We start from the raw sequence: 14,738 nt of genomic DNA, 5'->3' as shown, positions 1-14,738 counted from the left end.
AAAGGCGGTCTTTCTGAGACCGCTGCGGAAGATCCGGGAAGGACTTCAGGAAGAAGAACACTTCCTGCCCCGCCTCCGCCCGGCTCCGCCACGCCGACGTCAGTGCCGCCGCGCCGACCTGCACCTCAGCCATCGGGACCAAGTGGCGGAAAATACGGCATTCGCTTGTTGACCAACGTATTGGAACCTTCGTAGAACACCCGAATGGTTGCCGCTTTGTTCGCGACACTGTTCTGGCTGCAGGGAGCCCTCCAATGCTGACGCGCAAGCAACACGAGTTGCTGATGTTCATCGACCGGCACCTGCGCAGCACCGGCTTCTCGCCCTCCTTCGAGGAGATGAAGGACGCGCTGAAGCTGCGCTCCAAATCCGGCATCCACCGCCTGATCACGGCGCTGGAGGAGCGCGGCTTCCTGCGCCGCCGCGCGCACCGGGCCCGCGCGCTGGAGGTGATTCGCCTGCCGGAAGGCGTGGCGCCCGCCCCCCTGCCGCCCATCCTCCAGCCGGAGGAGGCCGCGCCGCCCCGGCCGGGCTTCGCGGCCAATGTCATCCGCGGCAATTTCGCCTCCAACCTGGCCGGCGTGGCCAAGGGCGCGAACGAGGCGGCGGCGGTGAGCCTGCCGCTCTATGGCCGCATCGCCGCCGGCCAGCCGATCGAGGCGCTGCGCGACCAGGGCACCAATGTCGGCGTGCCGGCCGGGCTGCTGGGCAGCGGCGAGCACTATGCGCTGGAGGTGTCCGGCGATTCGATGATCGAGGCCGGCATCCTGGATGGCGACACGGTGATCATCCGCCGGGGCGATACCGCCGACAGCGGCGACGTGGTGGTGGCGCTGGTGGACGATGCGGAGGTGACGCTGAAGCGCCTGCGCCGCCGCAACAACTCCATCGCGCTGGAGGCCGCCAACCCGCGCTACGAGACCCGCATCTTCGGGCCGGACCGGGTGAAGGTGCAGGGCCGGCTGGTGGGGCTGCTGCGCCGCTACTGAGCCGCAAACGCGCGCGGACGGGGCGGCGGCGGCACCCACGGCCGCGCCCCCCGCCAGGCGCGGTCCGAGACCACCCGCGGCGCCTCGCCCGGCCGCAGCCAGACGGCATGCGGCCCATCCCGCCAGACGCTGAAGCGGTCCACCCAGGGCGTGCCCGGGCAGCGGCCGCGGATCGGCTCCGCCGCCACCAGCAGCGCGGCGCCCGTGGCGCAATGCGGCGCGGCCAGCAGCGGCGGCGCCGTCTCGTTCCGGCGCGGCTTCGGCGCGCGCAGCAGCAGGGCCGCGGGCCCCTCCGGATATGGCTGGAAGCGGCAGGCTTGCGGCGTGCAGTCCAGCCCGGGGGGGGCGGCCTCGCCATCGCGCAGGGTGTCCGCCTCATCCTCCCCCCAGCCGCGCAGCCAGGCATCCCGCACGAAGGTCGAGCCGCCGCTGGCCTTCTGCACCACCACCCCCGCCGGGGTCCGCAGCGCGATCAGCTTCGCGTCGGCCGAGACCAGCAGGTCGGGCGGCGTGACGAAGGCGCCGCTGGCCAGCCCGGCCGCCAGCATGGGCAGGCCCAGCAGCCGCCAGCGCGCGCGCCACAGGCACAGCCAGACCAGACCTGCCGAGGCCAGCAGCAGCCCCCAGCCCGGCATCGGCGTGGCCTGGAGCGCGGCGCCGGGCCAGGCGGCCACGCCGCGCGCCACCAGCAGCACCGCCTCCACCCCCCAGCCCATCGGCGCCAGCGCCCAGGCTTCCAGGCCCAGGGGCATCAGCGCCAGCGCCACCAGCCCGGCCGGCATCACCAGGAAGGAGGTGAGCGGCACCGCCACCATGTTGGCCACCACGCCGTAGAGCTGCAGCCGGCCGAAATGGTGCAGGCCATAGGGGGTGGTAGCGATGCCGGCCAGCAGCGAGGTGGCCAGCATGCCCAGCAGCAGCACCGCCGGCCGCCGCCACCAGCCGGGCGCGGCACGCAGGCGCGCCAGCCAGGGCGCCATCGCCTCAGCCCCGGCGATCAGCACCAGCACGGCGGCGAAGCTCATCTGGAAGGAGGGGCCGAGCAGCGAGGCCGGGTTGAAGGCCAGCACCACCGCCACCGCCACCGCCAGCGCCCGCAGCGAGAGCGCCCGCCGGCCCACCAGCAGGCCCAGCGTCACCAGCGCGGCCATGGCGAAGCTGCGCTGCATCGGCACCTGCGCCCCGGTCAGCAGCAGGTAGGCGCCACCGAGCGCCAGGCTGCCGGGGGCGGCAAGGCGCGTGCCCTCCATCCGCAGCGCCAGCCAGGGCCACAGCGCCACGCCGAAGCGCAGCACGCCGAAGCCGAGCCCCATGACGATGGCGATGTGCAGGCCCGAGACGGAGAGCAGGTGCGCCAGCCCGGAATCGCGCATCGCCACGATGTCGGCGGGGGGGATGGCGCTCTGCCCACCGGTCAGCAGCGCGGCGGAAATGGCCCCGGCTCCGCCCGGCAGCGCCGCCATCACCCGCTGCTCGATCCCGGCGCGCAGCGCGGCGAAAGGCTGCGGCGCCCCGGATTCCGCCAGCCTTTCGGCCGGGCCGAGGGCGAAGCCGGAGCCGCCCTGCCCCTTGAAGAAGGCCTCCCGCTGGAAATCCCAGGCGCCGGGATAGGCGGGGGCGGAGGGCGCACGCAGCAGCGCGCGCAGGCGGATGCGGTCGCCGGGGATGGGGCGCAGCGGATCATTCGCCCGCAGCCGCACGCGCAGCCAGCGCGGCAGGGGCTCGGCGCCATCCAGGCGCGGCGCCGCCAGGGTCACGCGCAGGCCCTGCGGCAGGGCCTCCACGGCATCCACCTGGCCTTCCAGGATGACGGCGCGGGAAGGCAGATCCAGCGGCGGCGGCAGGCGCCCGGCATGCCAGAGCGGCAGCGCGAAGCCGAGCGCCGCCATGCCCGCCAGCGCCACCGGCCAGGCCGCCATCCGCCGGCCGCGCCAGCCCAGCAGCACCGCCAGCAGCAGCAGCGGCCAGGGCAGCCAGAGCCAGCCCCGCCCCGGCTCCGCCCGCCCGGCGAAATAGGCCAGCACCCCGGCGCCCAGCGCCACCGGCAGCCACAGCGGCAGGCGCTGCCATTCCGGCGCCAGCAGGGCCTCGAGACGGGCCGCCAGCAAGGCTCCCCGACGCCAGGAGGCGGCAAAGCCGCGCAGCACCGGCATGGAGGCGATCAAGACGGTCACGGTTTATCAACCATTGCGCGCACTCTACAGCAGCGCCCGGCGGTGGTAGAAGCGTCGGCTCGAAGGAATTGGCCGAGCAATGACCGTACGCACCCGTTTCGCCCCCTCCCCGACCGGGTATCTGCACATCGGGGGGGCGCGCACCGCCCTCTTCAACTTCCTCTTCGCGCGCCACCATGGCGGGCAGTACCTGCTGCGCATCGAGGACACCGACCGCGCCCGTTCCACGCCGGAAGCGGTGCGGCAGATCCTGGACAGCCTGGAATGGCTCGGCCTCAGCCCGGACGAGCCGCCAGTGATGCAGACCGCGCAGGAAGCCCGCCACGCCGAGGTGGCCCGCCAGCTGCTGGCCGAAGGCAAGGCCTACCAGTGCTTCTGCACGCCCGAGGAGCTGGCGGAGATGCGCGAGACGGCCATGAAGGAAGGCCGCCCGCCGCGCTACGATGGCCGCTGGCGCGACCGCGACCCGGCCGAGGCGCCGGCGGGCGTGAAGCCCGTCATCCGCATCAAGGCCCCGCGCGAGGGCGAGACGGTGATCCACGACCTCGTCCAGGGCGAGGTGCGGGTGCAGAACACCGAGCTGGACGACATGATCATCCTGCGCTCGGACGGCACGCCCACCTACCTGCACGCCGTGGTGGTGGACGACCACGACATGGCCATCACCCATGTCATCCGCGGCGACGACCACCTGACCAACACCTTCCGCCAGGTGATGGTCTATGACGCGATGGGCTGGCACCGGCCGCGCTTCGCCCACATCCCGCTGATCCACGGCGCGGACGGCGCCAAGCTCTCCAAGCGCCACGGCGCGGTGGGCGCGCTGGAGTTCCGCGACCAGGGCTTCCTGCCGGAGGCGGTGTGCAATTACCTCCTCCGCCTCGGCTGGGGCCATGGCGACGAGGAGTTCGTGCCGCGCGACCGCGCCATCGAACTGTTCGACCTGGACGGCGTCGGCCGCGCCGCCAGCCGGATGGACTACGCCAAGCTCACCCACCTGAACGCGCAGTACCTGCGCCAGAAGGACGCCGACGCGGTGACGGGCGAGGTGCTGGAGATCCTGCGCCGCAACGGCCCGCTGCCGCGCGGCGCCGCCACCACCATCCGCGCGCTGATGCCGGACATCCAGCCGCGCGCCCGCACGCTGGTGGAGGCGGCCGCCATGTGCGGCTTCGCCATCGCCAGCATCCCGCTCACCTTCGAGCCGAAGGCGCAGGCGCAGCTGAACGACGAGGCCAAGGCGCGGCTGCTCGACCTCGCCGAGTTCCTCTCCGAGGCACCCTGGGAGCGTGCCGATCTCGACAAGTGGCTGCGCGACTATGCCGAGGTGAAGGAGATGAAGCTCGGCGCCGTGGCGCAGCCGCTGCGCGCGGCGCTGACCGGCAGCACGCAGTCGCCGCCGATCGACGCGGTGCTGTTCGCGCTGGGGCGCGAGGAAGCGCTGGCGCGGATGCGCGCCGCCGCCGGCGCCTGAACCGGCGGGCCGGGCGGCGCGCCGCCCGGCCCTGCCCACCTCACCCGAAGGCGGCGAACACCTTCCGGTCCCGGCTGTCCTGCATCAGCTTGGTGATGCTGGGCACCTTCTCAAAGCCGAGGCCGGTGGGCAGCCCGTCCGGCTCCTCGGGCGCGGCCACCTTGGCGTAGCTGTCGCCGCCCACCTTCTCCCACTTCCCCGCCGGCTTCTTGACCTCGAGGTTGACCACCGTCGCCTTGAACACCAGCCGCACGATCGCCTCCTTCGGCGCGCTCGGCTTGGCCAGGCTCGGATGGCCGCCGATCATCTCCCAGCCATTCTTCAGCGCCCAGGCCGTCAGCGCTTCCTTGTCCATCATCGGTGCATACTCCTGTGCTGCGGGCGTTCATGCGCCGGAATGCGGTGGCGCGACAGGCATTTCGTGTCGCGCCGGCCCTTTCCCTCGGCGCCGCGCGGGTTCATGTAGCCGCTTTCGACAGGTGCGGACGGCCCCCCGCCGCCGCGCGCCGGGCAACCGGGAGTAGGACCGACGTGAACGACAGCCTTCTGAACCGCCTGCGGGCCATGCAGCCCGAGCTGGCCGCCATCCGGCAGGACATCCACGCCCATCCCGAGATCGGCATGGAGGAGAAGCGGACCGCGGCGCTGGTGGCGGAGAAGCTCCGGGGCTGGGGCCTCGAGGTCGCCGAGCAGGTCGGCCGCCACGGCGTGGTGGGCACGCTGAAGGGGCGCCTGCCCGGCCAGCACGCCATCGGCCTGCGCGCCGACATGGATGCGCTGATGATCCACGAGGCCACCGGCAAGCCCTACGCCTCGGTGAACGAGGGGCTGATGCATGCCTGCGGGCATGACGGCCACACCACCATGCTGCTGGGCGCGGCGAAGTACCTGTCCGAGAACCGCGACTTCGGCGGCACCGTGCAGTTCATCTTCCAGCCGGCCGAGGAAGGCCGCGGCGGCGCCAAGGCGATGCTGGCGGACGGGCTGTTCGAGCGCTTCCCCGTCGATGCCGTCTATGGGCTGCACAACATGCCGGAGATGCCGCTCGGGCAGTTCGGCATCCGCCCCGGCCCCTTCATGGCGGCGCCGGACCGCTGGGTGGTCACCTTCCGTGGCACGGGCGGGCATGGCGGCGCGGCGGCGCATCTCTCGACCGACGTCACAGTGCTGCAGGCGCAGTTCATCATGGCGCTGCAGACGGTGGTGAGCCGCAACGTGGCGGCGGTCGATTCCGCCGTCATCAGCGTCGGCGCCATCGCCGGCGGCTCCTTCGGCTCCACGAACGTGATGCCGGCCGAGATCCGCGTCGGCGGCACGGCGCGCTCCTTCACCCCCGCCGTGCGGGACACGATGGAGCGCCGCATGACCGAGCTGGCGCAGGGGCTGGCCGCCAGCTTCGGCTGCACGGCCGAGGTGGAGTACCGCCGCAACGGCACGCCACTGGTGAACCATGCCGAGCAGACGGCGCTGGCCGCAAGCGCCGCCGCCAGCCTCGTCGGCGCCGGCATGGTGCAGGACGACGCGCCGCCCGTCACGGGGGGCGAGGATTTCGCCTACATGCTGGAGCGGAAGCCCGGCGCCTTCATCTTCATGGGCCAGGGCGCCGGTGGCGCCACCGCCGAGGGGCTGCACACGCCGACCTACGACTTCAACGACGACGCCATCCCCTACGGCGCCGGCTACTGGGTCAGCCTGGTGCAGCAGGAGCTGGGCGGCCGGAAGGGCTGAAAGAAGGCGGGGCCGGGCTTGGCGCCCGGCCCCGCCGGAGGCGTCAGCCGCGCGGCTTCACGTCCATGGCGCGCGTCATCTCGTCGGCGCGCGGCGTGTGCTGCAGCGTGTCACGCAGCGCCCACAAATTCACCTGGTGGTGCAGCGGGATATAGGCGAAGTCCTCCGCGATCAGCTTGGACATCTGCTGGAACAGCGCCTCGCGCTTCTCGTCGTCCACCGTCTCCAGCGCCCGGGTCAGCAGCGCGTCGAATTCCTTGTTCGAATAGAGCGTGTGGTTGACCGAGCCCCAGCCCTTGCTGCGGTCGCGCGTGGCGAACTGGCCGCGCATGCCGGCCGAGGGCTCGCCCACCGAATTGGCCCAGCCGCTGAGCGCGATGGAATTGTCCTGCTGCGCCGTGCGGGAGAAGAAGACGGAGGAGGGCATGGTGTCTACCACCGGCTTGACGCCGATGCGTGCCCACATCTGGCCGATGGTCTGCGCGATGATGGAGTCGTTCACGTAGCGGTTGTTGGGCGCCAGCAGCGTGATCTGCAACCCGTCCGGGAAGCCCGCCTCGGCCAGCAGCCGCTTCGCGCGGGCGGGGTCGTAGGGCGGCGGCGCCACGTCCGGGGCGTAGCCGAAGGTGCCTTCCGGCATCATCTGCCCCGTCGGGTTGGCGGCGCCCGACATCACCCGGTCGGCGATGCCCTTGCGGTTGATGGCGATGGACAACGCCTCGCGCACGCGGCGGTCGAGGAAGGGGTTCTTCTCCAGCTTCTCGCCGTTCGGTCCCGTGACATAGGGCGTCTGCTCGCGCATGTCGTAGCGCATCAGGATGCTGCGCAGGCTGTTGGCGCGGGAGATGTGGAGGCCGCTCTCCTTCTCCAGCCCGGCGACATCCTGCGTCGGCACGCTGTCGATCATGTCCACATCGCCGGCGCGCAGCGCGGCGACGCGCGCGCCGTTGCTCGGGATCATGCGGTAGTCCACCCGCTCCCAGGTGGGGCGGCCGCCCCAATAGGCGTCGTTGCGCACGAACATGGCGCGGGTGCCGTGGTCGTAGCGCTCCAGCCGGTAGGGGCCGGTGCCCATGGCGGCCTTGCCGCCGTTGAAGTCGGAGGTGGAGACCTCGTCGCCCAGGCCGCGCCAGATCACCGCCACCTGCGTCAGGTCGGTGGGCAGCAGCGGGTGCACCTTGTCGGTGTGCAGCCGCACCGTGTGCGGGTCCACCACTTCCACGCGCGTGATGCTGCGGGTGTAGATGGCGTAGGAGCCGGGGCTGTTCGCCACCTTCGGCACGCGGGCAAGGGTGTTCACCACATCCTCGGCGGTGAAGGGCTCGCCATTGTGCCAGGTCACGCCACGGCGCAGCTTCAGCTCCCAGGTGAGGTCGTCGATCGCCTTCCAGCTCTCGGCCAGGCCCGGCACGGGGCGGCTGTCCGGCGTGCGGTCGATCAGGCTCTCGAACACATGGTCGGCCAGCGCGGCGTTCGGCGTCAGCGTGTGGTAGTGCGGGTCGAAGGAGGTGGCGGGCGCGGCCACCGCCAGGCGCAGGGTCTGCGCCCCGGCCGGCATGGCGGCGGCGCCGAGGCCGAGGGAAACGAGGAGGGCGGCGGCGGCCCGTTCGGTGCGTCGCATCGTAAAAGCTCCCGTTCCGGCACCGGAGATCCCGGGCCGTTTGCAGCGGCCGGTGTTGGCCATTCTTCTTGTCGTGCCGGACACTGGACCAGCCACGCGCCCGCCCTGTCAACGCCCATAAGCCCGTGCCCACGCTCGCGGGGCGGCGCCTGGAGGCCGACTGGACGGCAGGATGGAATGCCGCTTTCCTGCCCTGGATGAGCGGGAGCGAAGCGGGATGGCCAGGATTCGAGGAGGGCCGCATGGCCGGACCTCCGGTGCCTGGGCCTTCGGCAGCCGGACCTTCGGCAGCCGGATTGGCCCCGGCGAGCTCACCTCCCCCGATTGCGCCGATTTTCCAGCGAGGTTGAAGCGATGCGGCTTGCCCTGATCCACGCCCTGCGGCATTCGCCGCCCCCCATCGAGGCGGCGCTGGCCCGGCTCTGGCCGGAGGCGCGGCCGATGAACCTGCTGGATGACAGCCTTTCCGCCGATCTGGCGCGCGACGGGGCGCTGACCCCGGACATGACCGAGCGCTTCCAGGCCCTGGCGGATTACGCGGTCGGCACCGGGGCGCGCGGCATCCTGTTCACCTGCTCCGCCTTCGGCCCCTGCATCGAGGCGGTGGCCGCGCGCCACGCCGCCCTGCCGGTGCTGAAGCCCAACGAGGCGATGATCGAGGAGGCGGCCGCCACGGGCCGGCGCATTGGCCTGCTCGCCACCTTCGCGCCGACGCTCGATTCCATGCCGCCCGAATTCCCGCCCGGCCTCGAGGTGGTGCCCTGCCTGGCCGAAGGCGCGCTGGCCGCGCTCGACGCGGGCGACACGGCGGCGCATGACCGGCTGGCCGCCGAGGCGGCGCGCAGCCTCGCGGGGTGCGATGCCATCGCGCTGGCGCAGTTCAGCCTGGCGCGCGCCGCCCCTGCCGTGGCGGCGGCCACCGGTCTGCCGGTGCTGACCACGCCGGACAGCGCCGTGCGCAAGCTGCGCCGCCTGCTGGCGGGCTGAAAAGCCGGCCGGGGCCGCCGCCAACCGGCCGGTAAGGCGCGGCATGGCAGGCTGCGGCCATGTCCGAGCCCGACCTGCCGCTGACCGCCCATCAACTGGAAGGCCATCCCCTGCCGCCGCTGCGCCCCGCCACCGTGCGGCGCGGCTGGATGGACGCATCCCCCGATGGCTTCGCCTACCGCTGCCTGCCGCTCACCGCCGCCAACGGCCATGGCTGGGAGGTGCAGGGCCAGACCGGCTTCGAGGCCTGGTGGAATGGCGGCGCGGCGCCGGAGGATGTGGTGATCCGGGTGCTGAAGCCGGGCGGGCTGGCGCCGGCCAGCCATTTCGGCCTCGGCGTGCTGACCTTCCCGCTGCCCATGCTGCTGCGCACCGCGCCGGGGCAGGTGCTGTGGGTGAGCGGGCCGCCCAATGCGCCGAAGGATGGCATCGCCCCCCTCACCGGCCTTGTCGAGACCGACTGGGCGCCGATGAGCTTCACCATGAACTGGCGCTTCACCCGCCCGGACCATGTGGTGCGCTTCCGCCCCGGGGAGCCGGTGGCCTTCTTCTTCCCGCTGCCGCGGGACCTGCTGGCCCGCACCCGCCCCGAGACCCGGCCGCTGGCCGACAACCCGGCGCTGGCCGCCGCCCATGCCGCCTGGAGCGAGGGCCGCGGCCGCTTCAACGCCGCGCTGAAGCAGCCGGACAGCCCCGAGCGCGCCCAGGGCTGGCAGCGGGACTACCATCAGGGCCAGCGCGCCGCCGGCCACCCCGCCCGGCCCCGCGCCCGCCCCTTCCCCGCGCCGGGCGGGAAGCCGCCGGCCTAGACGGGCAGCGTCACCAGCGCCGTCAGCCCGCCCCCGGGGCGGTTGCGCAGCACCACGTCGCCGCCATGGGCGCGCAGGATGTTGCGGGCGATGGGCAGGCCGAGACCGGTGCCGCCGGTCTCCCGGTTGCGGCTGGTCTCCAGCCGGCGGAAGGGCTGGAACACGGTCTCCAGCGATTCCTCGGGAATGCCGGGGCCGTCATCCTCCACCCGCAGCCGCAGCAGCGCCGCCTCGGCGCCGGTGCCCGGCCCCTCCAGGCGGAGGCGGGCGCTGCCGCCATAGTTCAGCGCGTTGCCCACCAGATTCGCCAGGGCGCGCTTCAGCGCGATCGGCCGGCCACGCACGCGCAGCCGCTCGGGGCCGTCATAGGCGGTGGTCTCGGGCGCCAGCTCGGGCCGCGCATCCGCCGCCTCGTCCAGCACGGTGCGGCAGAGCGCGGCGAGGTCGAGCGGCACGGAAGGCTCGGTGGCGGAATCGTCGCGGGCGAAGGCCAGGGTGGCGTTCACCATGGCCTCCATCTCGTCGAGGTCGGCCAGCATCTTGCGGCGCTGCTCCTCGTCCTCCAGGAACTCGGCGCGCAGCCGCAGGCGGGTGATGGGGGTGCGCAGGTCGTGGCCGATGGCCGCCAGCATCTGCGTCCGGTCGCCGACGAAGCGGCGGATGCGCTCGGCCATGGTGTTGAAGGCGCGGGCGGCGGTGGCCACCTCCAGCGGCCCGTTCTCCGGCAGCGGCGGCGCGTTCACGTCGCGCCCCAGCCGCTCGGCGGCGCGGGCGAGCGCGGAGACGGGGCGCGTCAGCCGCCGCGTCGCCCACAGGATCAGCGCCAGCGCCGCGCCGGTCATCAGCGCGAAGGCAAAGAGGAAGGTCTCGGAGTGCCAGGGCCGCGGCGGCGGCAGGGCCATGCGCATGTTCAGCCACAGCCCGTCCGGCAGCTGCATGGCCAGCACCAGCATGCCCGGGCGCGGCCCGCCCGCCACCAGCGCCTCGCGCGGGCGGAAGCGCGCCGGGCCGGCGGTGACGAGATCCAGCCGGAACAGCCGCACCAGCGAGGCCGAGGCGCGCGGCATGCCCGGCCGCACCGCCGGCAGGTCCGACAGATCGGCGATCAGCCCGGGCGGCAGGTCGATATCGTAGAGCATCGCCTCGCGCCGGTCGGGCGGCGCCAGCAGCACGGTGCGCCAGACGCCGAAGGCGCGCGCGCTGATCTCGCGCGAGAGGGCGAAGCGCTGCAGGTCCACGCGGTCGAGCGCGTGGATGGTCAGCCCCGCCGCCTGAACCATCATGAGGGCCAGCGTCAGGAACACCGCCGTGCGCCCGGCCAGGCTGCGCGGCAGCAGGCGGTGGATCATGGGCGCCGGCCGGGGCCGTTGTCCTGGCGCATCGCTCAGCCGGCCGCCCCGGCCGGGCGGGGGCCGGCGGGCGGCTCGCCGCCGGGCCGCTCCGCGCCACCGCGCTCGGCCAGCTTCTCCACCGTCGCGGCCAGCACATAGCCGCCGCCGCGCACGGTCTTGATCAGGCTGGGGTTGCGCCCGTCATCCTCCAGCTTGCGGCGCAGGCGGGAGACGGCGACGTCGATGGCGCGGTCGAACGGCCCGGCCTGGCGGCCGCGCAGCAGGTCCATCAGCATGTCGCGCGTCAGCACCCGGTTGGGGCGCTCGACCAGCACCATCAGCAGCTCGTACTCGCCCCCCGTCAGCGAGACCTCGACGCCATCCTGGTTCAGCAGGCGGCGCCGCGCCGGCTCCAGCGTCCAGCCGGCGAAGCGGATGGAGCGGGCGGGCGGCTCCTGGCTCGCGCCGCTCTCGCCGCTGGCGCGGCGCAGCACGGCGCGGATGCGCGCCAGCAGCTCGCGCGGGTTGAAGGGCTTGGCCACGTAGTCATCGGCGCCGAGCTCCAGCCCGACGATGCGGTCCGTCTCCTCGCTCATTGCCGTCAGCATGACGATCGGCACGTCGGACTGGCTGCGCAGCCAGCGGGCGAAGTCGAGCCCCGATTCGCCCGGCAGCATCAGGTCCAGCACCACGAGGTGGTAGCGGCCGAGCGGCCAGAGCCGCCGAGCTTCCCGCGCATCGCGCGCGGCCGTGACGCGGCAGCCCTGCCGCTCGAGGAATTTCGACAGCAGGTCGCGGATCTCGCGATCATCGTCCACGACCAGGATATGCGGGGGCGGTTCCATGAGCTCGACCATAGAGGCGATATGGCGACGTTGCCTGGAAGGCATGTTACAGGCTTTTGCCACCGCGCGCCCTGTTGCGCTTCGTATCATTCGGCAGCGAAAAACATGCCTCGTGCGGCGCGAAGCCTGGCCGGCCTTCCGCCCGGCCAGGCGGCATGGCATCCTGCGCCGGAATAGACCTGCGCCCGAAGAGACAGGGGTGCCGCGCCGCGCGCCCGCGAGGAACCCATGGCCATCCTGCCCTTGCGCCGCAAGGAAAGCAGCCCGCCCCGGACGGCGGCGGCGCCCCCCGCGCCTCTCCACGCGCCTCCTCTGGTGGTGCCGGACGACATCAGCCTCGCCCCCAGCATCCCCCCGCCGCGTCGGGAGGACCGCCGCGCCCGCCCGCGCGACTGGCTGCGTGTGGGAATCGTGGCGCTGGCGCTGCTGGCCGCCGGCACCGCTTTGGCGGTGAGCGCCCCGCGCGAGCGGGATGCCCCGGCGGTGGTGGCGCACCGGCGCTTCCTGGCGGGCTTCGGCGTGGCCGGCCCGCAGGCGCCGGCCGGCCTGCCGGATCTCTCCGCCCTCGGGCTGCGGCTGGACAGCGCCAGCGAGGCCGGGGGCGGCCTTTATGGCGGCTATCGCGGCACGGGGGGCTGCCGCCTCGGGCTGTGGCTGGGCGGGCGGGAGGCGGTGCCGACGCGCATCCCGCCGGGCTGGCGCACCGCCCTGCTGCCGCACGAGGCCGGCGTGCTGTGGCTGGCGGCCGAGCCGGGGATGCAGCCCGCCCGCTTCGCGGCGCTCGCCGCCGCCATCGTCCAGCCGGAAGCGGCGCCGCCCGCCTCGCCCCTGGGCGAACCGCCCTGCCCGGACTGAACCCCCAACGGCCACCCGACTGGGCGCGGGAAGGCATCGCCGCCCTCTGCCGGCTGGACGCGGATTTCGCCCGCATCGAGCCGGCGGCCGGGCTGCTGCCGTGGCGCAGCCGGCCGCGCGGCTTCGGCGGCCTCGCGCGCACCATCCTAGGCCAGCAGATCAGCAACCAGGCGGCGGGAGCCATCTGGCGCCGCTTCTCCGCCCTGCCCGGCGCGCTGGAGCCGGCGGGGCTGCTGCAACTGACGGACGAACAGTTCCGCGCCGCCGGCCTCTCCCGCCCCAAGGTGGCGCATCTGCGCGGGCTGGCCGAGGCCTGCCTGGCCGGCACGCTGCAACTGGAGGCGCTCTCCGGCATGGCCGACGCGGTGGCCATCGCGCATCTCTCGGCGCAGCGCGGCCTCGGCCCCTGGACGGCGCAGGTGCACCTGATCTTCGCCGAGGACCGGGCGGACATCTTCCCCTATGCCGATGTGGCCCTGGCCGCCGCCGCCCAGCACCTGAAAGGCCTGCCGGCGCGGCCGGGGCCGAAGGCGCTGCTGGCCCTCTCGGCGGCATGGTCGCCGTGGCGCTCGCTGGCGGCGCGGCTGCTCTGGCACCACTGGCGGCACGTCACCGGCCGCCCGGCGGGCGAGGAAGCCTGAGCCGCGCTTGGCATGGCTGGTCGGCGTGACCATCGCGTGACACTGTGCGGCGCATCATGCCGAGCCCCCGCCTTTCCGCCCGTGTCCACGCCACGGCCGCGCCGCCCATCCCCACCGCCCGCGCCTGGGCCGCCCGCTACGACGGCGGCGCCGGCCCGATGCTCGACCTCACCCAGGCCGTGCCGGGCTACCCGCCGCACCCGGCGCTGCTGGAGCGGCTGGCCGAGGCGGCCGGCAGCCGCGCCTGTGCCGGCTACGGCCCGATCGACGGCGACGCGCCGCTGCGCGAGGCGCTGGCCGCCGACCTCGCCGCCACCTATGCCGCGCCCATCAGCGCCGGCGAGGTCACCATCACCGCCGGCTGCAACCTCGCCTTCACCATGGCCATGACGGCGCTGGCCGGCAGCGGCGACGCCGTGCTGCTGCCGACGCCCTGGTACTTCAACCACCGCATGGCGCTGGAGCTGCTGGGCATCACCGCCCTGCCCTTCGAGACCCGCGCCGAGGACGGCTTCCTCCCCGACCCCGAGCGGCTGGCGGCGGCGCTGACGCCCGAGACCCGCGCCGTGGTGCTGGTGACGCCGAACAACCCGACCGGCGCCATCATCCCCGCCGCGACCATCGCCCGCATTGCCGGGATCTGCCGCGCCCGCGGCGTCTGGCTGGTGCTGGACGAGACCTATCGCGACTTCCTCCCCGAGACCGGCGCGCCGCCGCACACCCTGTTCCAGGACCCGGACTGGACGGAAGGGCTGGTGCATCTCTATTCCTTCGCCAAGTCCTACTGCATTCCGGGGCACCGCGTCGGGGCCATCGTCGGCGGCGGCGCCTTCCGGGCGGAGCTGCTGAAGGTGGTGGACACCATGCAGATCTGCCCCGCCCGCGCACCCCAGGCGGCGCTGGCCTGGGCCATTCCGGCACTGGCCGGGTGGCGCGCCGGCAACCGCGCCATCATGGCCGGCCGCGCCGATGCCTTCCGCGCCGCCATGGCGCGGGCGCCGGGCTGGGCGGTCGATGCGCTGGGCACCTACTTCGCCTATCTACGCCTGCCCGCGGGGCAGCCGGACGCCATGGCCGCCGCCGAGGCGCTGGCGGCGCGGCACGGGCTGCTGACCCTGCCGGGGCCGTTCTTCGGGCCGGGGCAGCAGCGGCACCTGCGCCTTGCCTTCGCCAATGCGGAGGAAAGCGCGCTGGCCGAGGTCCCGGGGCGGCTGAACGCGGCGCTGCGACGCTAGGAAAGCCGCCCCGCGGGGCGACGCCGAACGCGCGGTGTTCGTCCTGCCC

The 14,738-nt window shown here is 73.7% G+C and carries 13 protein-coding genes; 8 read left to right on the top strand and 5 right to left on the bottom strand.

Annotated elements, in window-relative coordinates:
* Nucleotides 1-254: 254 nt before the first annotated feature.
* Nucleotides 255-989 carry a LexA family protein gene (locus CR165_RS14435; protein WP_109517696.1) on the top strand — a complete coding sequence of 245 codons (735 nt, stop codon included), beginning with the start codon at nt 255-257 and terminating at the stop codon, nt 987-989.
* Here CR165_RS14435 and CR165_RS14430 read toward each other — a convergent pair.
* Nucleotides 983-3,163, bottom strand: a complete 2,181-nt coding sequence (locus CR165_RS14430) for a ComEC/Rec2 family competence protein (protein ID WP_245906433.1) — start codon at nt 3,161-3,163, stop codon at nt 983-985. The two genes, CR165_RS14435 and CR165_RS14430, sit on opposite strands and share 7 nt — an antisense overlap.
* A gap of 79 nt (nt 3,164-3,242) precedes the next feature.
* On the opposite strand from CR165_RS14430, the gene gltX reads away from it, so the two are divergent.
* Nucleotides 3,243-4,637, top strand: coding sequence for a glutamate--tRNA ligase (gltX, locus tag CR165_RS14425; protein WP_109517695.1), 1,395 nt, complete (start codon nt 3,243-3,245; stop codon nt 4,635-4,637).
* Between the two features lie 40 nt (nt 4,638-4,677).
* Here gltX and CR165_RS14420 read toward each other — a convergent pair whose 3' ends face one another.
* Nucleotides 4,678-4,995 carry a hypothetical protein gene (locus CR165_RS14420; protein ID WP_245906431.1) on the bottom strand — a complete coding sequence of 106 codons (318 nt, stop codon included), beginning with the start codon at nt 4,993-4,995 and terminating at the stop codon, nt 4,678-4,680.
* A 173-nt stretch (nt 4,996-5,168) separates the two neighbouring features.
* On the opposite strand from CR165_RS14420, the gene CR165_RS14415 reads away from it, so the two are divergent.
* Entirely contained in the window at nt 5,169-6,365 is a 1,197-nt protein-coding gene (locus tag CR165_RS14415; RefSeq protein WP_109517694.1) for a M20 aminoacylase family protein, read from the top strand.
* 43 nt (nt 6,366-6,408) lie between these two features.
* Here the strand turns inward: CR165_RS14415 and CR165_RS14410 are convergent, their stop codons facing one another.
* Complete coding sequence (locus tag CR165_RS14410) at nt 6,409-7,986, bottom strand: ABC transporter substrate-binding protein (protein WP_109517693.1); 1,578 nt, start codon at nt 7,984-7,986, stop codon at nt 6,409-6,411.
* A 354-nt stretch (nt 7,987-8,340) separates the two neighbouring features.
* On the opposite strand from CR165_RS14410, the gene CR165_RS14405 reads away from it, so the two are divergent.
* Both CR165_RS14405 and CR165_RS14400 read left to right on the top strand, forming a co-directional pair.
* Nucleotides 8,341-8,973 (top strand): aspartate/glutamate racemase family protein, encoded by a 633-nt coding sequence (locus tag CR165_RS14405; RefSeq protein WP_109517692.1) that lies wholly within the window; start codon nt 8,341-8,343, stop codon nt 8,971-8,973.
* Nucleotides 8,974-9,032: 59 nt separating this feature from the next.
* Nucleotides 9,033-9,782 carry a DUF6065 family protein gene (locus tag CR165_RS14400; RefSeq protein WP_109517691.1) on the top strand — a complete coding sequence of 250 codons (750 nt, stop codon included), beginning with the start codon at nt 9,033-9,035 and terminating at the stop codon, nt 9,780-9,782.
* Here CR165_RS14400 and CR165_RS14395 read toward each other — a convergent pair.
* Both CR165_RS14395 and CR165_RS14390 read right to left on the bottom strand, forming a co-directional pair.
* Entirely contained in the window at nt 9,779-11,131 is a 1,353-nt protein-coding gene (locus tag CR165_RS14395; protein WP_109517690.1) for an ATP-binding protein, read from the bottom strand. The genes CR165_RS14400 and CR165_RS14395 overlap by 4 nt on opposite strands.
* 35 nt (nt 11,132-11,166) lie before the next feature.
* Nucleotides 11,167-11,958 carry a response regulator gene (locus CR165_RS14390; protein ID WP_245906430.1) on the bottom strand — a complete coding sequence of 264 codons (792 nt, stop codon included), beginning with the start codon at nt 11,956-11,958 and terminating at the stop codon, nt 11,167-11,169.
* Nucleotides 11,959-12,186: 228 nt separating this feature from the next.
* Here CR165_RS14390 and CR165_RS25660 point away from each other — a divergent pair, with 228 nt between their 5' ends.
* Genes CR165_RS25660 through CR165_RS14380 form a run of 3 tightly spaced genes read left to right on the top strand, consistent with a single transcriptional unit; the run spans nt 12,187 to nt 14,689 of the window.
* Nucleotides 12,187-12,813: a hypothetical protein gene (locus CR165_RS25660; protein WP_245906428.1), complete on the top strand. Its 627-nt coding sequence runs from the start codon at nt 12,187-12,189 to the stop codon at nt 12,811-12,813.
* Entirely contained in the window at nt 12,801-13,454 is a 654-nt protein-coding gene (locus CR165_RS25075; protein WP_245906443.1) for a DNA-3-methyladenine glycosylase family protein, read from the top strand. Before CR165_RS25660 ends, CR165_RS25075 begins: the two co-directional genes overlap by 13 nt.
* 56 nt (nt 13,455-13,510) lie before the next feature.
* On the top strand, nt 13,511-14,689 hold the full coding sequence (locus CR165_RS14380) for an aminotransferase (RefSeq protein WP_109517757.1): 1,179 nt from the start codon (nt 13,511-13,513) through the stop codon (nt 14,687-14,689).
* Nucleotides 14,690-14,738: the final 49 nt, after the last annotated feature.

The organism is Teichococcus aestuarii (genome assembly GCF_003116135.1).
GTDB classification, from domain to species: domain Bacteria; phylum Pseudomonadota; class Alphaproteobacteria; order Acetobacterales; family Acetobacteraceae; genus Pseudoroseomonas; species Pseudoroseomonas aestuarii.
This window is presented reverse-complemented; position numbering and strand designations above follow the sequence as displayed.